The following is a 17680-nucleotide window of genomic DNA, read 5'->3' as shown; positions in this document are numbered from 1 at the left end:
ATTGATACATTGTTATATTATAAAGTAAAATGAGTCGAAAAATTGCCATAACAGGAATGGGCATCATTTCCTCCATCGGAAACAATGTGGAGGAAAATTTTATTTCGTTGAAATCCGGAAAACACGGAATTTCAGACATTGAGATGTTTGAAACCCGTCACGCCGGATCTATAAAAACAGGTGAAATAAAATGGTCTAATGAAGAGCTTGTACAACAGCTTCACCTGCCTGAAGATAATAATGTAACGAGAACATCTTTATTGGGCATGATTGCCGCAAGAGAAGCTGTAGAATCTGCCGGAATTTCAGACATTAATGAATACAGAACCGGACTCATCTCTTCCACCAGTGTAGCCGGAATGGATATCACTGAAAGGTATTTCTACTCTTACGAAGACTTTCCTGAAAAGCAAAAATACATCGATGCTCATGATGCAGGTAATTCCTCATTGGCAATTGCTGATTATCTGGGCTTAAAAGGCATGGTTTCTACGATTAGTACGGCATGCTCTTCGGCTGCCAATGCAATTATGATGGGAGCCAAACTGATTAAAAACGGAGTTTTAGACCGCGTGATCGTAGGTGGAACAGATTCCCTTTCGAAATTTACTCTGAACGGATTCAATACCCTGATGATTCTCACGGATTCTTACAATACACCATTTGATAATGACAGAAAAGGATTGAACCTTGGTGAAGCTGCTGCTTTTATCGTTCTTGAGTCTGATGAGGTTGTAAAAAAAGAAAATAAGAAAATACTTGCCTATCTTTCAGGTTACGGTAATGCCAATGATGCCCATCATCAGACCGCATCGTCAGAAAACGGGCAAGGTGCTTTTCTGGCCATGGAACAAGCATTTAAAGTATCCGGACTGGCAAAAGGAGACATCGATTATATCAATGTTCACGGAACAGCTACTCCCAATAATGATCTTTCAGAAGGAATTGCCATGATCAGAATCTTTGGTGAAAATCAGGTTCCGGAATTCAGTTCTACCAAAGCTTTTACAGGACATACTTTGGCAGCGGCAGCGGGCATTGAAGCTGTATTTTCTATTTTAGCGATGCAGCACAGTATTATTTTCCCCAACTTGAATTTCAAAACGAAAATGGCAGAATTTGATTTGACTCCGGTTATAGAATTGAAGGAGAAAAGCATCAACCATGTTCTTTCCAATTCATTCGGATTCGGAGGTAACTGTTCTACTTTAATTTTCTCAAAATCATGAGTGCCGTATACATCAACAGTGCATCCTGCATCTCCGTTCAGGACACTCTAAAAGAAAATTTCTTTCGAGATCTTAATGCTGACCAATCTGTTCAGATCTTAAAAGCTATAGATCCTAACTATAAAGAATTCATTCCGCCTGCGATGATCAGGAGAATGTCTAAAACTGTAAAAATGAGCTCTGTAGCTTCACATTACGCTTTACAGGAAGCTGGAATTGAACAACCGGATGCCATTATTGTAGGAACGGGGATGGGATGTTCGCAGGATTCTGAAAAGTTTCTGAAAAATGTAATTGATAACAATGAAGAGTTTTTAACTCCGACATTTTTTATACAGTCGACGCACAATACCGTTGCAGGGCAGATTGCTCTGGGGCTTCAATGCCATGCGTACAATTTTACCTACGTCAACACCTCTTCATCTTTGGAATTTTCATTCCTGGATGCCAAGCTTCAGATCAATGACGGAGAAGCTGAAAATATTCTTGTAGGGGCGGCAGATGAGCAGACTAACAGAACGATGGAGCTTTACTGTCTGAACAATACCATTAAAAAGAAAGAGGATCTTCCTGCTGATTATTTGCATTCTGAAACGGATGGAGTGATCTGGGGTGAAGGTGCTGCTTTTTTTGTCTTGGGAAAGAATAAGGCTGAAAACTCTTACGCCAGGCTTAGAGATATTCAGATCAGCAACAGATTGGATCTGGAAGAAGCACCGTCTTTTATAACAGATTTTTTATCCAAAAATGATTTGAAACATGAAGATATCGATGCTGTGATCTTAGGTTTCAGTGGAGATGCAACATCTGATGTTTACTATACAAAAGCAATGGACACATTTCAAAATTCAGCTTTGCTGTATTACAAACATTTGAGCGGAGAATTCAATACAGCAAGCGGCTTTTCAACATTTATGGCGTGTCATATCCTCAAGGAGCAACAGATTCCGGAAGTCATGATGATCAATTTGGAAAAGAAAACAGAAGTTAAGAATATTCTTCTCTATAATCATCTCGCAGGAAGCGATCACAGTCTTATGCTGTTGGAAAGAGCCTAAAGATGAAAGGGTAAGAATGAATTTGTAAATTTGTTATTGCCAAAATTCAAAATAACAGAAGATGAAGCATTATCCATTCATTCTATTTTACCTTTTCTGCAATGCATTTATTTATGCGTTTCATGGAAGCTTTTGGGTTTATATAGCTTGTTTTCTGGCGTTTTCTGCAGTTGTAGTCTGGGGATCTTTTGATATAGAGCTCGGATATTTTGTCAACAGCATTACTCATAAAAGAACAAAAACCAATGAAATTGCCCTGACTTTTGACGACGGGCCAACCGAATTCACCCCGAAATTTTTGGATTTGCTTAAAGAACATCAGGTAAAAGCTACTTTTTTCTGCATCGGAAAACAGATTGAAAAATATCCTGAGACCTTTCAAAGAATTATTGCTGAAGGTCATACCATCGGAAATCATACCTTTTCCCATTCCAACAATACAGGATTTTTATCTGTTTCAAAAATGATTGAGGAGATTGAGAAATGTGATGAGATAATGGCAAAAACCAGCACTATAAAAACTGATTTATACCGGCCTCCTTTCGGCGTTACCAATCCGAGCATTGCCAAAGCCATTAAAAGAACCCATAAAAAAAGCATCGGCTGGAATGTCCGTTCGCTGGATACCATTATAGACGATGAAAAGAAAATTTATAAAAGAATAACCAAAGGCCTGAAGAAAGGAAGTATCATTCTGCTTCATGACACTTCCGAAAAGACTTATCGTGTGTTGGCCGATTTATTGTTATTTTTGAAAGATAAAAAATATTCGACGTTTACGGTCGATTCAATTACAAAATCAAAGAAAAATGATTAAAAATATTGCTTTTGGAGCATTTTTATTAGTTTCCGGCTTCATTTCCGCACAGATGACCACAATGTCAGGAGCAGAAGCAAAAGCATTTGTCGCCAAAGTTTCTTCTGAGACCCAGGAGATCAAAACCCTGCAGAGCGATTTTACCCAGACCAAAAAAATGGACTTTCTGGATAAAAATATTGTTACCTATGGCAAAATGTCGTTGAAAACTCCGAATATGCTGAGCTGGAAATACACAAAACCTTATCAGTACAGCATTATTTTTAAAGACAATAAAATTTTCATCAACGATCAGGGCAAGAAATCATCTGTTGATGCGAAAAGCAAAACATTTGAAAAGATCAATAAGCTGATTGTAGGAAGCTCGAACGGGAAAATGTTCAGCGATCCTGAGTTCTCTGTTTCCTATTACAAAAGCGGGAACTCCAATGTAGCAAAATTTACCCCGAAATCGGCTCAGCTGTTAAAATACATTAAACAGATTGAACTGCATTTTCCTAAAAATCAGTCTACCGTTTCGCAGGTTAATATGACAGAAGCTTCGGGAGATACCACCAATATTGTTTTCAAAAACACCAAGATCAATGCAGCGATTGCAGCTTCAGAGTTTAGTTTATAGTCTGATTGTTTTGCTATTTGTTTCCTGCAAAAGCTATCAACTTGCAGAGGCAAAACCGGTTCAGAGTTCTGAAAAAACCGTTGAAAATTTATATTTTTCTTCCGGTGAAGACTATGTGTATAAATGCCAGATGGATATTTATAAAAACCACGTAAGCGGAATTCTGATTATTAAAAAGCTTAATGAAACAACTCATCGGGTCGCCATGACCTCAGATTTTGGAAATAAATTAATTGATTTTGAGATCTCTGAGAATGATTTTAAACTGAATTACGTTCTTCCGGATCTGGACAAAAAGATGGTTATCAGCTTTTTAAGAAACGACTTCCGGGAGTTACTGAAAAGAAAATACCCGGTGAATGAATCTTTTGAAAATGACAATTCTAAAATTTACCTGTCAAAGACTGATCATAAAGCCTATTATCTGTTCTTCAATAAAGAAAACGGACTGTTAAAAGAAATTGTGTACACAAAAAACAATAAGGAAAAAATCGATTTTACTTTTGAGGCAAAAAAACATATCTTCGCGGATAGCTTAAACCTTCAACATAAGGATTTTAAGATCAATATAAAACTATTTCAAATAACCGAAACCGAACAGAATTAACATGAAAAAATTTCTATTTTTAGTCACAGCCTTTATTTCAGGCCTGTCTTTCGCGCAGGTCACTTTTACTCCGGGGATCAGAGCAGGAGCCAATTTTTCTCATTTCTCGAACAGTGAAGAGTTTAACTATTATTATCTGGAAGAATTTCCTAACGCTGCTGAACCTTACCTGGACTACAAAACGAAAACAGATTTTTATATCGGCTTTATAGGAAATATCCGTCTCGCCAAATTTTATGCTTTGCAGCCGGAGATCAATTATTCCAGGCAGGGAGCTAAAATAAGCACGAATGTAAACAACTGGGACGGGAAAACGCTTTCCGTATCTTATCTGGGATTGCAGCTTATCAATAAATTCTATTTCAACCAGTTCAATATACATGTTGGGCCTACTTTGGAATTTGTGGTAGATAAAAAGAATTTTGACCCTGAAAATGAGATTGACCTGGGAATTACAGCAGGTTTAGGCTATGACATTACTAAAAACTTTGGTATCGAAGCCAGGGTAAAAAAAGGTTTTATCCCTGTGGACAGCTATAATAGAAATCATTCTAATGTTGTTTTCCAGACAGGACTTTATTATACATTTAATCTGAAAAAATAAGATCATGCAGACCATTCTTACAGACTTTTATACTTTGGAATCTTATGAAAAGGCAGAAAACGGCAGTTTTACCGCTTATATTCATCTGAATAAAGATCATGATATTTTTAAAGGGCATTTTCCGGGTAATCCGGTAACACCAGGGGTTTGTATGATGCAGATCGTAAAAGAGCTGACAGAAGAATTCACCGGCTCTAAGCTATTTTTAAAAACAGCCTCGAATGTAAAATTCATGGCTATTATCAATCCTTTTGAAACACCGGATCTGAGGCTTCAGCTGGATATTACTGAAAATGAAGAGGATGTTAAAGTAAAAAATGCAACCTCTTTTGGCGAGACTATTGCATTAAAAATGTCTGTAAGCTATAAAAAAATACTTTCATGAAACTTTTCTTATCCCTCATAACCGCTTTTATTTTTTTCTTTCAAAGTGATTTGGAAGCCCTAAGAAGCAGCTACGCAAAAGCTAACCAGTCTAATGCCAATACAGAAGCATTCATCAATCTTGCAGAAAAACAATCCGGTTCGGATGCCGTAACCAGCGCCTATAAAGCTGCTGCAAAGATCATGGAAGCAAAGACTACCAAAAACAACAGGAAAGCTCTTGTAAAAAATGGTGCTACCAGCCTTGAAAGCATTATCAAAAATAATCCGAATAATATAGAACTTAGAGTAATCAGGCTGAGCGTTCAGGAAAATATCCCGAAAATAGTGGGGTACAGAGGCAGCATGAAAGATGATAAAGCATTCCTTATCAATAACTACAGTAAGCAGAACGCAACCCTGAAAAGTTATGTAAAAAAGTTTGCGATGCAGTCCAAGTCCTTTACAGATACTGAAAGAGCTACTATAAAATAAAACAATGACCCTTCCTGAAGTACAAAATGCAATTTCTGAAAAGAAGATCTGTATTTTAATACCTACTTACAACAATGAAAAAACTCTGAAAAGAGTGATAGACGGTGTTCTGGACTACACCGATAGCATTATTGCAGTTAATGACGGGTCTACAGATACTACTCCACAAATATTAGCCCAATATTCCCAGATAACGGTTATCTCCCTGCCTGAAAACAAAGGAAAGGGAAACGGTCTTAAAACAGGCTTCAGAAAAGCAAAAGAGCTGGGCTATCATTATGCGGTCACCATTGATTCTGACGGGCAGCATTATCCCGATGATATTCCTGTATTTGTAGAAGCATTGCTTAAAGAAGATAAGGATGTACTTCTGATTGGTAACCGGAATATGGAACAGGATGGAATTCCCAAAAAAAGCAGTTTCGGGAACAGGTTTTCTAATTTCTGGTTCTGGTTTGAGACCGGAATAAAACTTGAGGATACCCAATCCGGCTATAGATTATATCCATTGCTGAAAATTCCAAAGAAATATTTCACCCCAAAATTTGAATTTGAGATCGAAATCATTGTAAGGACAGCCTGGAGGCATGTTCCTGTAAAAAATGTCCCGATAAAAGTTTTGTATGACCCGGCAGAACGGGTTTCTCATTTCAGACCATTCAAAGATTTTACACGGATCAGTATCCTGAATACTATTTTGGTAACCATAACACTGCTTTACATTATTCCGAGAAATTTCGTGAATAATTTCAAAAAAAAAAGCTTTAAAAGATTCTTAAAAGAGGATGTTCTGGAAAGTGACGGCAGCAACCGCACAAAAGCATTTTCTATTGCTCTCGGTGTTTTTATAGGTCTTTCTCCTTTTTGGGGATTTCACACCCTGCTTGTCATCTCACTGTCTGTTCTCTTTAAGCTAAATAAGGTCCTGGCTTTTATAGCCTCCAATGTCAGCCTTCCGCCATTTATTCCTTTTGTGATTGCTGCTTCTCTATTTTTAGGATCCCCTTTTGTGCATGGGGACAGTAATATTTTGAGCAGTGAACTCAATTTTGAGCTGATCAAAAATAATCTTTTACAATATGTGATCGGAAGTGCTATCCTGGCTACTTCTATGTCTGCTCTTTGCGGGGTTCTAACGTTTATTTTCCTGAACAAACTGAATCCGGAAAATAATTAATCAGCCGTTAGTCTTTTCGTGTGTAATTATTTAAAGACAACATCCGAAAATGATAACGGACACATAATCAAGGTGACAAATATAGCCAGTATGATCAAAACCAGCTGATACTGATAATAGGTCTTCTCTTTATCTTCTTCTTTCACTTCAAAAGTAAATCTGATCTTGTCCGGTTTTCTGATAGCCATCCAGATAAAGATCAAAATAACGAGGTTAAATACAATAGGTGCAAAAAGAAACAGTTTGCTTCCGAACCCGTCATTCTTACCTCCATATCCATGAATAGGGATAACATCAGGAATAGAGCTGTACTTTGTAAGGAGGTAGACTGTGTAAACAATAATTATGATAAAGGGAATGCAGAACAGCAGTTTTATATGTTTGGGAATCATTTTAGCTTCTTTAGAGTTTTCTTCAGGTACTTTTCTACATTTTGTCTGTCCGGAACTGTGGTAATTTCTTTAGTCAGGGCTTTTTCAAATTCAGTTTTCGCTTTTGAAAATTCGTTAATACCCAAATAATATCTTCCAGCCTGATAATAGACCAGCCAATAATCCGGGTTCATAGATTGGTAATAAGGAATAAAATCATCACTTAATGCCATCTTTTTGTTGTCTGTAGCATTGCTCACTTCTGACCCTAACATCTTAGATATTTCATAATTGTTGAATTCTTCCGAATCTGCAAAAGGATCTCTGGCGATATTCAGTGCTGTTTTTGCCTTTAAACTTTCTTCCAATTTTTTTCCGGAAAAGATCTCATTCAGGTCATAACAGACAAATTCTCCCAGCTGATAAGGGTTTGAAGAAACCCACACCAGTCTTTTTTCAGGTGAGAAAATGACCGCATGATGAGCCAGCAGCTGATTGATCGCTTTTTCATTCCCGTAGCCGATCTTTTGATCTTTTAAACCAGATTTATCCCTTAAAATGGCCGCCATTTTTTCAGGATTGAGCTTTTTCTTTTCCTGAAGGAGTTCCTGGAGTTTTTCGTAGCGGTATTCGGAATGGCTTTCTATGATATGCTTTTGGTTTCTTTTGTCTTCTTTATAGGCTTCGGACTGAAAATGATTGGTACAAAACACTTTGCTGGTATTTTCCACCCTGTAAACTCCGAAATTTTCAGGGGATACCTCAATGATCACAGCATTTTTATCATGAGCACTTCCAACCAGAATGGATTCGGAAACAAAAACTTTTCTTTTTTTGGCAATAGCGATGGCCTCCTCAATATTTTTCGCATACTGCAGAATTTCCCGTGTCACAAGAGAAATTGGAGTCTTAGCGGTGAGTGGGATTCTAGATTTTCCTGCGTTAATTGTCACTGTTATCCCTTCTTTATTCATCCCGGAAACTACACCTATCATTCCCGGCCAACTTACGGACATATATGGAATTCCGGCTTCCGGTTCTACAAATTCGATTAGCTTATTTTTAGCAAACTCATCTCCTACATAAAAATCGAAGTTTCTTCCGATGAGCAGCTGCCCATCTTCTGTATTTTCATTCCAGACTGCCAGGGAAGTACAGCCTACCATAGCAAGATCCTGCATGGCATGTCCGATATCGTGAGCGCCGTGAAGATAGAGGTTCCGAAGATATTTTGGGGCAATAAAATTGTATTTATCCGAAGAATACTGAGACAAACCGTACAATTCTGCCTGATAGTCTTCCCTTACATTCAGGTACATTTTCCTGTTATACCATTTTAGAAATCCCCTAAGGAGTTTTTGTTTAAATTTTGATGGAACAAAACCTTCCACTTTAGAGAAGAAAATTTCTTCCTGCTGCTGCATCAGGCTTTGGGTTAAAGCTCCGTTATTATATCCGAGCTGCAATGGATTTCCTTTAATATAAAGTTCCCAAAGCTGCTGTTTATTTTTGGTTAAATAATTCCGGTTGAAGCTGAATGTAGAATCATTGATCTTATTGATCTTTGGTGTCTCCAGCGTATAGCTGCTGACCTCCGGAATATGATGAACCGATTTTGAGATTCCACAGGAAATAAGGGAAAGGATAAGGATCAATTGAATTCCCCGGAATGTCATAGTGAATCTGTTATTTTTTTTCATGGGTATTCATCATTTGTTTCAGGCGTTCATCTACAATTTCTTTTCCGAGAATTTCTGCACAGGTATTAAATGCACCGATCGTTACTCCCAGAATTCCATGCATGTTGACAGACTGTCCTGTCAGGAACAGATTATCGGTCTTGGTACGGGGTGAGACCATTGTTTTAAGCGGATTATCCGAACTTTTCATGTATCCGTACATATTTCCTTCAAAGCTGCCAATATAGTCCCTGTAAGAGAGTGGCGATGAAGTATAGATGCTTTTGATGGAGTGTCTCAGGTTCGGAATTTTCTTTTCTAATGCAGAAATCATTTTTTCTGCTTTTTCCAGCTTGAAATGTTCGTACTTTAATCCTCTATCGTGTTTTTCGGCAACTGTATTTACTGTTTTTTCCCAATCTTTAATCTCATCAAAATCCATATAGGAGATCGCAGTAAGGCTTTCCGCATAATCGGGATAATGTTTTGAGGGCGTGGAGGAAAGCATATAGGTTTCCGGCCAGCTGTCTTTGCTGTAACGGAATGCATTCCAGACCATTTCTTCGGATGAATAATGGTATATGTTATAATTAAAATTTGGCAGTGACTGTGGTTTTAAAACCAGATAAACACTGAAACATGATGAAACAGGTTCCCAGCTCATTACCCGGTTCAGGAAAGATTTCCTCAGTTTTTCTTCTCCAATCAGCTTGATGAAGGAACGGATTTCTATGTTTGAAATAAATTTTTTCGCTGCATATTCTTTTCCAGATTTTGTTGTAACGGAAGACAGCACTCCGGCTTCATCGAAAATAAATCCGGAAACCTCGGAATGTTTATGCACTTCTGCACCGTATTGGCGAAGTTTTTTGATCAGGAGTTTGGTGATCTGGCTTCCTCCTTTAACACATTTGTAGGCACTCTGAATATAGGAGTTTACAGTCAGTGCATGAACATAGAATGGTATATTTTCCGAGTCTCCGCCATATAAAAAATTGGAACCCAGCAATACAGCCTGCAGTTTTTTATCCTGGGTCACAGACTCTATGAATCTTTTGGTATTGAGATGGAGGATCTCTTCATTATAGCTGTCTTTTCCGATCACCTGATATCTCGGAAACTGTGCACAGACATATTGGATCTCTTCGCAGTAACTTTCTAAATTCTGTTTTTCGTTGGGAAAATAGGCTGCAAGCTGTTCAATAAAATTTTCATAACCCTGTGCATGAGGATATTCGTCATTTTCTTCACCAAAAGAGATCTTATCGTAGCCGTCTTCATTCATTTGATGAAGTTCCAGATCATCCATAATCTCAAGATAGGAAAAGAAATGATGGAGATTCTGTCCTTTTGAAAGACCTCCCAGATAATGAACTCCAGTATCGAAGATGAGCTTTTCCCTTGAAAAAGTCTGCAGATTTCCTCCATACTGGTTATTTTTTTCCAGGACACAGACCTTCAGACCTTCTTTCGCCAAAATTAGAGCCGAAACAAGACCTCCCAATCCGCTGCCGATCACAAGTATGTCGTATTTTTTATTCAAAAGGAGAAAAGCTGTGTTTTTATTTCAAAAATTAAGAAATCCAGAGATTACAAAGCAATACCTGAACCTGAATGAAAGGTTTATTTATCTAATTCCTGAATTTATTTAACAATTTGAGTTTATTAATTAGTTTTCAGGGATAAAATTAGAAAAATTAATCAATATCATCCCAAAAATCGAAATAATTGAACCATTGAAGGGGATATTTTCTGATCATGGTTTCAAGATTCTGAACATAAGAATTGAGAAGTCCCTGAGAATCACGGTTTTTAATATTTTTTGCAACCCTTGCGTATAAGTGGTAATGAAGTTTTTTTTCTTTCATCACATACACATAAACCACAGGAACACCTAAACGTGAAGCAATAAGGAACGGACCGGCCGGAAATTTTGCACTTTTCCCCAGCAGATCGGCTTCGAGGTATTTCGAACCTTCGAAATAACGGTCTCCTGTAAAACAGATCAGCTCATTATTTGACAAAGCCTGATTGATCTCAAAAATATGCGACATATCGTCTTTGACATAGATAAACTTAATATTACTCTGTTTTACAGCAACGCTTTCCAGGTATTCTTTAATGACCGTCACTTCCTGGTCTGTAGTGACAAGATTGATCTGGCAATCGAAATCAATGTCAGCAAAGAAATGTTCTGCTATTTCAAAATTCCCGATATGGGCACTGATAAGGACACCTCCTTTCTTTTCAGCCAGAAGGTTGGTGAGATTTTCAACGCCATCAAATTCGTAGGTATATTTCTCTCTTAAACCGGCAGAAATTGCCGTTTTATCAATCAGTACTTTTCCGAAGGTAAAATAGCTTTTAAATACGGAAGCTTTTGATTTCCAATATCCGTAATCCAGTCTTTTCTGAAAATAGTAAAAGATGTAACTGTTGCTCTTTTTCAAGAATAAAAAATAATAGGAAGCTACGAAATAGAGCACAACATATGAACTCCGGATCCCGATATTTCTAATACACCACACGAATATTTTATATCCTAATATGGTTCCTTTAGATTTACCTTTCCACTTGTTCATAAGTCTAATTTATCAATGTAACAGTGTACCAATGTAACAATACTATTATTGCATTTATTCACCATTGGTACACTGTTACATTATTACATTGGTATATTGTTAAAGAATAAAGTTCAATCGATAGTTATGCGTTTTTTTCAGCAATTTTTTGTTCAATAGTAGTATAGAAGTCATCAAATGTGACCATTTTTTTGAAATCTGCCTCTCCTAATTTTACTCCAAAATTAGATTCGATAACCACAACCATATCAATATAGTCCAGACTGTCAAGTCCAAGCGTCTTTTTCAGATTGGCATCATTGCTGATCTCATCACCATCCACTTCGAATTCGTTTACTAAGAAATCATTAACGATGTCAACAATTTTTTCCCTTTCCATGTTTTTAATCAAATTTTTTAACTATTAATGCGGAGTTGGTTCCCCCAAATCCGAAAGAATTTGACAAAAATACGTCAATTTTTTGATTTTTCGTTTTTGAGACCAAATTTATCTTCTTCGCCTCATCGTCAGGGTTTTCCAGGTTAATGTTGGGTGCAACGAAATCGTTCTGCATCATCAGAATTGAGTAAACGACTTCACTTGCGCCTGCCATCCAGCATTCATGACCAGTCATGGACTTGGTAGAACTTACAGGAACATCGCTTCCGAAGATCTCGTATATCGCTTTGGCTTCATTGGCATCACCAATGGGTGTGGAAGTCGCATGAGCATTGATATAATCGATATCCTCTGCTTTTAATCCTGATTGTTTTAAAGCCCTATCCATCGCTAAAGCCGGACCGTCTACATTAGGGGTTGAGATATGTCCTCCATTGGAAGAGAAACCATAACCCACTATCTCTGCAAGGATAGTTGCTCCCCTTTTCTGGGCAGATTCTAAGCTTTCCACAATAAGGCTGGCTGCTCCCCCACTTGGAATAAGCCCGTCTCTTCCGGTATCAAAAGGTCTTGATGCTTTTGTAGGCTCATCTTCCCTTACAGAGAAAACACCGAGGCCATCAAAGCTCGCCATTGAATATTTGTTGGTTTCCTGGGCTCCTCCACAGATGATCATATCCTGAAAACCGTTCCTGATCATCATATAAGCAAGTCCTAATGAATGTGAACCGCTGGCACACGCTGCACTGATGGTAAGATTAATTCCTTTCAGCTTAAAGATGGTTGAAAGGTTCATCGTTACGGTAGAGTTCATTGATTTGAAGATCGCTCCCGATCCCATCAATGTGGTATCTTTCTTTTCTCTGGCAATGTCGATAGATTCTACTACTGCCTGAGAAACGCTGTCGTTTCCGTATAAAATACCTACTTCATGGCTGTCCAGGAAATCCTGGTCTATACCTGCCTGTTGAAGCGCATCACTGGTCGCAAGGTAAGCATATTCGCTTTCCTCACCCATGCTTACACGCTGGCGTCTGTTGAGTAGATTTTTAAGATCGGGCTTTGGTACTACACCTGTAAGGCCTGACCTGAACCCGAATTCTTTTCTTTCCTGTACTAAAGCAATACCGGATTTTCCTTGATATAGGGATTCTCTGACTTCTTCCAAAGAGGTCCCGATGCAAGAATAAATTCCCATTCCGGTAATTACAACCCTATTTTCCATGAGTTCTATTAATTTAACAATGTATCAGTTTAAAGGTAACAATCTTATTAAGGTCACAGCACTATTGTTACACCGGTACATTGTTATATTGTTACATTATTTAAGAGTAAATTCCTCCGTTTATATTTACTATTTCCCCGGTAATGTATGAAGCTTTTCTTGAAGCTAAAAACGCTACTAAGTCTGCTACTTCTTCTGCTTCTCCAAATCTGTTGGCCGGGATCATCGCTTTAAGCTCGTCTTCATTAAAATCCTGGGTCATATCTGTTCTGATGAATCCGGGAGCTACTGCATTTACCGTAATATTTCTTTTCGCAACTTCCTGAGCTAAAGCTTTTGTAGCACCAACTAAGGCTCCTTTTGCTGCAGAATAATTGGTTTGTCCCGCTGTTCCTTTTACTCCGGAAACGGAAACCATATTGATGATTCTTCCGTATTTATTACGAAGAAGTTTCTGGATAAAGAAATTAGTTACGTTGAAAAAACCATTCAGACTTGTATTGATCACACTGTTCCAGTCTTCACTCTGCATCCACATGAATAATCCGTCTCTTGTAATTCCGGCGTTGTTTACGATCACCTCAACAATAGCATCAGGATTATTATCCTGCCATTGCGTCAAAACATTCAAGCTTTCTTCAGCATTGGCTACATCAAATTTAAGGATCTCTCCTGTAGCTCCCAATTCCTGTACTTTAGCCAAAGTTTCTTTAGCCGCTGCCTCGTTTGAAGCGTAGTTGATGAGTATATGATAGTTTTTTTCTTCCGCCAGTTTTATACAGACCGCTCTTCCAATTCCCCTGGAGCCGCCTGTGACAATTGCACATTTCATGTGTTCGTGTTTATTTAGTTTTAGTTTTTTTCCGTTAATTTAATCCTCAAGTGTATAACAATTCATTATCACTGATAATTACATTGCCTTTAAATACTTTTTCACCTCCTCCAGGTAAGGATACATCACCATATCATCAGAGAATGCAGGAATAATCTTTCTTATCTCGTCATACAGCTCTTTGGTAGAAGACGAAACTTTATCCTGAAATCCAAGATATTCAACAGCCTGGATGATTGTAATTGCTTCAATAGCCAGCACTTCAAATGCATTCTCGATTACTTTTCTGCAGATCACTGCTGCATTGGTCCCCATGCTTACAATATCCTGATTATCATTATTATTAGGTATACTGTGTACATACATGGAATTTGAAAGCATCTGACTTTCCGCCGTTGTAGATGTTGCTGTAAACTGAACACCCTGCATCCCGAAATTGAAGCCTAATTTACCTAAATTTACAAAAGGAGGCAATATTTCGTTGATCTTTGCATTTAAAAGGTAGTTCAACTGCCTTTCTGCAAGCATCGTAAGTTTGGTAACAACAATTTTCAGCTTATCCATTTCCAATGAAATATAATCTCCGTGGAAATTTCCGCCGTGGTATACATGCTTGTCTTTTACATTGATGATCGGGTTGTCATTCGCTGAATTGATTTCATTTTCAAGAACGTTCTCAGTATATTCCAAGGTATCCAAAACCGGACCTAAGATCTGGGGAACACATCTTAAAGAATAATATTCCTGGACTTTTTCCTTAAATACTTTTTCCTGCTCTTCAAAGTGGGTATAAAGATGGTCCTCTCTTTTTCTGATCAGTTTGCTGTCTGCCAAATGAGCACGCATTCTTTCGGCTACTTTCTGCTGACCGTAATGTTTTTTTGTACCGTTCAAAGCTTCTGATAAATGATCATCATAAGCCTGAACAATCTCGTTGATCGCACAGGAAAGCCTGATTGAAATATCCGTTAACTGATTGGCTTTATATGCATTAACAATTCCTATTCCGGACATTACAGAAGTTCCGTTCATCAGGGCAAGTCCTTCACGGATTTCCACTGTGATCGGTTCTAATCCTTCTGTTTCAAAAACTTCTTTTGTTGCTTTTCTTTCTCCTTTGTAAAAAACTTCACCTTCCCCGATCAGGACCAAAGCAAGGTGGGCAAGCTGAACTAAATCACCACTAGCACCTACTCCTCCGTGTTCAAAAATCAGCGGTGTAATATCTCTGTTGATCAACTCTTTAAGCAAATGAATAACAGACTGGTGTACCCCTGAATTTCCAAGAGAAAGTGTATTAAGTCTCGCCAGCATACAGGCTTTTACTTCCTGGGCGGGCAGCGGATTTCCGATTCCTGAAGAATGGCTTCGGATCAAATTATACTGAAGCTGATGCGTATCTTCATCACTGATTTTGAACTGAGCCATCGGCCCGAAGCCGGTATTGACACCATATATTACTTTATTTTTCGAAAATTCCTTTAAAAACTGAAAACTTTCTTCCACTCTGTCCAAAAGTGATTCATTCAGCTCGATTTTTTCGTTTTCAATGATAATTTTTTGAAAATCCCTCAGTTCTAAAAAGTTATTTATTTTCATCAATTAAAAGTAATAGTTGCTAATTTTGTAAAATATTAATTAATTGTCACTAATTTTGCGGCAAAGATAGAAGTTATTATTAAAATAAAAAATCAAGATGAGTAAAGAATTTGTTGATGTTCTCGTAATCGGTGCTGGGCCTTCCGGATGCGTATCTTCTTCATACTTAAAGAAGAACAATGTCAACGTGAAAGTTGTTGAGAAGACAAAATTCCCCAGACTGGTGGTTGGTGAAAGCTTAATTCCCAGGGTAATGGATCATTTTGATGAAGCCGGACTTTTTCCGGCTTTGGATAAAATGGGCTTTGAAAAAAAGCTGGGAGCACGTTTTTTACGAGGCGATGAAGTATGCATTTTTGATTTTAGTGACAAGTTCGGGGAAGGCTGGGACTGGACCTGGCAGGTTCCGAGAGCTGATTTTGATAATACTCTGGCTCAGGAAGTTATCAATAAAGGCATTGATCTGGAATTTGAAACAGAAGTTATTGATATACAGTTCAACGGCACAGATTCTATAACCACCGTAAGAAATAAAAACGGTGAAACGAAAGAGATCCACTCTAAGTTCGTAATCGATTCTAGTGGCTATGGAAGAGTACTGCCAAGACTTCTTGATCTTGAAAAACCTTCAAAACTTTCTCCGCATTCTGCTATTTTCTCTCATGTAGAAGATATTAACAGAGAAGAAGGTCAGGAAGGCACTTTAATTTCTTTTGACATTATTGAAACTGAAGTCTGGCTTTGGGTAATTCCTTTTTCCAACGGAAACACGAGTGTAGGCATTGTAGGTCCTACAGAATATATTGAAAGATTGTCTGAAAATGGGGATGTAACGGAAGCATTAAGGAAAGCTATTTCCCTTTCTGATTATTATGTAAAACGTTTTGGCCATGTAGATTTTATTTTTGAGCCAAGACACCTGAAAGATTATTCGTGCTCGGTAAAGCAACTGTTTGGTGACGGATACGCCCTGACAGGAAACGCTTCTGAGTTCCTGGATCCTGTATTCTCGTCGGGAATGGCATTTGCTACGGAATCGGGTATGCTTGCTGCAAAACTGGCTTTAAGACAGCTTAATGGTGAGAAAATCGACTGGCAGAAAGAATACAGTGATTATATTCTTTACGGTGTGGATGTTTTCACGACTTACGTAAAGGAATGGTATACCGGAAATCTGCAAGAGTTATTTTTCCACAGGCCTGAAAATGAAGATGTAAAGCAGAAAATATGTGCGGTCTTAGCAGGCTATGTCTGGAACAAAGACAATCCTTTTGTAAAAAAACATGATACGGTTATTAAAAATCTTGCCAACCTCATCAAAACAGAGAGACAGCAGGAACAACCATAAAAAAGCGGTCTGAAAATTTCAGACCGCTTTTTGTTTTATTTAATTGCTTTTTCAAATATATTATAAAAAAGCAATCAATTATTACTTTTTTTCTTTGTAGTGGTTTGCTTTCAGAGCCAACATTTTTGAAGTCTTTGCATAACATTCCGCAATCCTGTCATTATGGTTGGGAATTCCTATCACATTATCACCTGTTGCTCCAACTCCTTCAACAACCAGTAAAACATGATCGGGATTATTTGTTTCTACAAAGGTCATTCTGGAATCCAATTTTGCAGGCTCGTTGACAACCCCGGCAAACCATCCCTGGGAAATCCATGTAGGCTCTACAATAAGGGTATATTTTGTCTGCTCAATGTTTGTGGCAGCCTTTATATCGATATTTTTATTCCATGAAGCCAAAAATTTATCCGGAAAACTTTTTTCTTTTGAATATTCCCAGTCTTTTCTCCATTTTTCAGATTCTTCTTTACCGTTGGTCTGCTCAATATCCTCCATCCTATCTTTGATATACTGATCCTCACTGATCTTCTTTTTCGCAAAAGTAACGCCATCAAATTTGAAAATTACTTTGATGAATTTCTGATCTTTCAGGAATTTGTAATCTCCGGAAACAACTCTTACCCTTTGAGCCATAACACCGGCAGAAAGAGCAATTAACAAAAGAAATAATATTTTTTTCATCCTCTGGTCTTA

The 17680-nt window shown here is 37.9% G+C and carries 19 protein-coding genes; 10 read left to right on the top strand and 9 right to left on the bottom strand.

Features of this window, described 5'->3' with window-relative positions:
• Nucleotides 1–29 precede the first annotated feature (29 nt).
• The 9 genes from DRF61_RS15540 to DRF61_RS15500 all read left to right on the top strand — a co-directional run bounded on the left by DRF61_RS15540 (nt 30) and on the right by DRF61_RS15500 (nt 6969).
• Nucleotides 30–1229 (top strand): beta-ketoacyl-[acyl-carrier-protein] synthase family protein, encoded by a 1200-nt coding sequence (locus tag DRF61_RS15540; RefSeq protein ID WP_111958659.1) that lies wholly within the window; start codon nt 30–32, stop codon nt 1227–1229.
• Nucleotides 1226–2287 carry a beta-ketoacyl synthase N-terminal-like domain-containing protein gene (locus DRF61_RS15535; RefSeq protein WP_111958657.1) on the top strand — a complete coding sequence of 354 codons (1062 nt, stop codon included), beginning with the start codon at nt 1226–1228 and terminating at the stop codon, nt 2285–2287. Before DRF61_RS15540 ends, DRF61_RS15535 begins: the two co-directional genes overlap by 4 nt.
• 61 nt (nt 2288–2348) lie before the next feature.
• Nucleotides 2349–3104: a polysaccharide deacetylase family protein gene (locus DRF61_RS15530; protein ID WP_111958655.1), complete on the top strand. Its 756-nt coding sequence runs from the start codon at nt 2349–2351 to the stop codon at nt 3102–3104.
• Nucleotides 3097–3723, top strand: coding sequence for a flexirubin biosynthesis/transport protein LolA2 (gene lolA2, locus DRF61_RS15525; RefSeq protein WP_111958653.1), 627 nt, complete (start codon nt 3097–3099; stop codon nt 3721–3723). Before DRF61_RS15530 ends, lolA2 begins: the two co-directional genes overlap by 8 nt.
• A complete protein-coding gene (lolB2, locus tag DRF61_RS15520) occupies nt 3689–4330 on the top strand; it encodes a flexirubin biosynthesis protein LolB2 (protein ID WP_111958651.1) in 642 nt (213 codons plus the stop codon). Before lolA2 ends, lolB2 begins: the two co-directional genes overlap by 35 nt.
• 1 nt (nt 4331) lies before the next feature.
• The gene (locus DRF61_RS15515; protein ID WP_111958649.1) at nt 4332–4934 is read left to right on the top strand and encodes an outer membrane beta-barrel protein; all 603 of its coding nucleotides are present in this window, start codon (nt 4332–4334) and stop codon (nt 4932–4934) included.
• A gap of 4 nt (nt 4935–4938) precedes the next feature.
• Entirely contained in the window at nt 4939–5319 is a 381-nt protein-coding gene (locus tag DRF61_RS15510; protein WP_111958647.1) for an ApeI family dehydratase, read from the top strand.
• Complete coding sequence (locus DRF61_RS15505) at nt 5316–5792, top strand: restriction endonuclease subunit S domain-containing protein (RefSeq protein ID WP_111958645.1); 477 nt, start codon at nt 5316–5318, stop codon at nt 5790–5792. Before DRF61_RS15510 ends, DRF61_RS15505 begins: the two co-directional genes overlap by 4 nt.
• A 4-nt stretch (nt 5793–5796) precedes the next feature.
• Nucleotides 5797–6969: a DUF2062 domain-containing protein gene (locus tag DRF61_RS15500; RefSeq protein WP_111958643.1), complete on the top strand. Its 1173-nt coding sequence runs from the start codon at nt 5797–5799 to the stop codon at nt 6967–6969.
• A 26-nt stretch (nt 6970–6995) separates the two neighbouring features.
• Here the strand turns inward: DRF61_RS15500 and DRF61_RS15495 are convergent, their stop codons facing one another.
• The 8 genes from DRF61_RS15495 to flxA all read right to left on the bottom strand — a co-directional run bounded on the left by DRF61_RS15495 (nt 6996) and on the right by flxA (nt 15636).
• Nucleotides 6996–7361 (bottom strand): DUF1648 domain-containing protein, encoded by a 366-nt coding sequence (locus DRF61_RS15495; protein ID WP_111958641.1) that lies wholly within the window; start codon nt 7359–7361, stop codon nt 6996–6998.
• Nucleotides 7358–9040: a C45 family autoproteolytic acyltransferase/hydrolase gene (locus DRF61_RS15490; protein WP_111958639.1), complete on the bottom strand. Its 1683-nt coding sequence runs from the start codon at nt 9038–9040 to the stop codon at nt 7358–7360. Before DRF61_RS15490 ends, DRF61_RS15495 begins: the two co-directional genes overlap by 4 nt.
• On the bottom strand, nt 9027–10562 hold the full coding sequence (locus DRF61_RS15485) for a phytoene desaturase family protein (protein ID WP_111958637.1): 1536 nt from the start codon (nt 10560–10562) through the stop codon (nt 9027–9029). Before DRF61_RS15485 ends, DRF61_RS15490 begins: the two co-directional genes overlap by 14 nt.
• 154 nt (nt 10563–10716) lie before the next feature.
• Nucleotides 10717–11601 (bottom strand): LpxL/LpxP family acyltransferase, encoded by an 885-nt coding sequence (locus DRF61_RS15480; RefSeq protein WP_111958635.1) that lies wholly within the window; start codon nt 11599–11601, stop codon nt 10717–10719.
• A gap of 124 nt (nt 11602–11725) precedes the next feature.
• A complete protein-coding gene (locus DRF61_RS15475) occupies nt 11726–11980 on the bottom strand; it encodes an acyl carrier protein (protein ID WP_034727052.1) in 255 nt (84 codons plus the stop codon).
• Between the two features lie 4 nt (nt 11981–11984).
• Nucleotides 11985–13205 carry a beta-ketoacyl-[acyl-carrier-protein] synthase family protein gene (locus tag DRF61_RS15470; protein WP_111958633.1) on the bottom strand — a complete coding sequence of 407 codons (1221 nt, stop codon included), beginning with the start codon at nt 13203–13205 and terminating at the stop codon, nt 11985–11987.
• Between the two features lie 100 nt (nt 13206–13305).
• A complete protein-coding gene (gene flxB / locus DRF61_RS15465) occupies nt 13306–14037 on the bottom strand; it encodes a flexirubin biosynthesis SDR family reductase FlxB (RefSeq protein ID WP_111958631.1) in 732 nt (243 codons plus the stop codon).
• Between the two features lie 78 nt (nt 14038–14115).
• Nucleotides 14116–15636, bottom strand: coding sequence for a flexirubin biosynthesis tyrosine ammonia-lyase FlxA (gene flxA, locus DRF61_RS15460; RefSeq protein WP_174772323.1), 1521 nt, complete (start codon nt 15634–15636; stop codon nt 14116–14118).
• 97 nt (nt 15637–15733) lie between these two features.
• Between flxA and DRF61_RS15455 the strand changes: the two genes are divergently transcribed.
• Nucleotides 15734–16984 carry an NAD(P)/FAD-dependent oxidoreductase gene (locus tag DRF61_RS15455; protein WP_111958627.1) on the top strand — a complete coding sequence of 417 codons (1251 nt, stop codon included), beginning with the start codon at nt 15734–15736 and terminating at the stop codon, nt 16982–16984.
• 81 nt (nt 16985–17065) lie between these two features.
• Here DRF61_RS15455 and DRF61_RS15450 read toward each other — a convergent pair whose 3' ends face one another.
• Nucleotides 17066–17668 (bottom strand): hypothetical protein, encoded by a 603-nt coding sequence (locus DRF61_RS15450; protein WP_111958625.1) that lies wholly within the window; start codon nt 17666–17668, stop codon nt 17066–17068.
• Nucleotides 17669–17680 lie beyond the last annotated feature (12 nt).

This window comes from Chryseobacterium lathyri, assembly GCF_003290185.1.
Taxonomy (GTDB): Bacteria; Bacteroidota; Bacteroidia; order Flavobacteriales; family Weeksellaceae; genus Chryseobacterium; species Chryseobacterium lathyri.
This window is presented reverse-complemented; position numbering and strand designations above follow the sequence as displayed.

Bases quoted from the DNA above. Each gene is read 5' to 3' on its own strand.
- DRF61_RS15475 (WP_034727052.1), bottom strand. From the start codon at position 11,980: ATGGAAAGGGAAAAAATTGTTGACATCGTTAATGATTTCTTAGTAAAC.
- flxA (WP_174772323.1), bottom strand. From the start codon at position 15,636: ATGAAAATAAATAACTTTTTAGAACTGAGGGATTTTCAAAAAATTATC.
- flxB (WP_111958631.1), bottom strand. From the start codon at position 14,037: ATGAAATGTGCAATTGTCACAGGCGGCTCCAGGGGAATTGGAAGAGCG.
- DRF61_RS15495 (WP_111958641.1), bottom strand. From the start codon at position 7,361: ATGATTCCCAAACATATAAAACTGCTGTTCTGCATTCCCTTTATCATA.
- DRF61_RS15530 (WP_111958655.1), top strand. From the start codon at position 2,349: ATGAAGCATTATCCATTCATTCTATTTTACCTTTTCTGCAATGCATTT.
- DRF61_RS15540 (WP_111958659.1), top strand. From the start codon at position 30: ATGAGTCGAAAAATTGCCATAACAGGAATGGGCATCATTTCCTCCATC.
- DRF61_RS15515 (WP_111958649.1), top strand. From the start codon at position 4,332: ATGAAAAAATTTCTATTTTTAGTCACAGCCTTTATTTCAGGCCTGTCT.
- DRF61_RS15490 (WP_111958639.1), bottom strand. From the start codon at position 9,040: ATGAAAAAAAATAACAGATTCACTATGACATTCCGGGGAATTCAATTG.
- lolB2 (WP_111958651.1), top strand. From the start codon at position 3,689: ATGCAGCGATTGCAGCTTCAGAGTTTAGTTTATAGTCTGATTGTTTTG.
- lolA2 (WP_111958653.1), top strand. From the start codon at position 3,097: ATGATTAAAAATATTGCTTTTGGAGCATTTTTATTAGTTTCCGGCTTC.
- DRF61_RS15450 (WP_111958625.1), bottom strand. From the start codon at position 17,668: ATGAAAAAAATATTATTTCTTTTGTTAATTGCTCTTTCTGCCGGTGTT.
- DRF61_RS15455 (WP_111958627.1), top strand. From the start codon at position 15,734: ATGAGTAAAGAATTTGTTGATGTTCTCGTAATCGGTGCTGGGCCTTCC.
- DRF61_RS15510 (WP_111958647.1), top strand. From the start codon at position 4,939: ATGCAGACCATTCTTACAGACTTTTATACTTTGGAATCTTATGAAAAG.
- DRF61_RS15535 (WP_111958657.1), top strand. From the start codon at position 1,226: ATGAGTGCCGTATACATCAACAGTGCATCCTGCATCTCCGTTCAGGAC.
- DRF61_RS15470 (WP_111958633.1), bottom strand. From the start codon at position 13,205: ATGGAAAATAGGGTTGTAATTACCGGAATGGGAATTTATTCTTGCATC.
- DRF61_RS15500 (WP_111958643.1), top strand. From the start codon at position 5,797: ATGACCCTTCCTGAAGTACAAAATGCAATTTCTGAAAAGAAGATCTGT.
- DRF61_RS15505 (WP_111958645.1), top strand. From the start codon at position 5,316: ATGAAACTTTTCTTATCCCTCATAACCGCTTTTATTTTTTTCTTTCAA.
- DRF61_RS15480 (WP_111958635.1), bottom strand. From the start codon at position 11,601: ATGAACAAGTGGAAAGGTAAATCTAAAGGAACCATATTAGGATATAAA.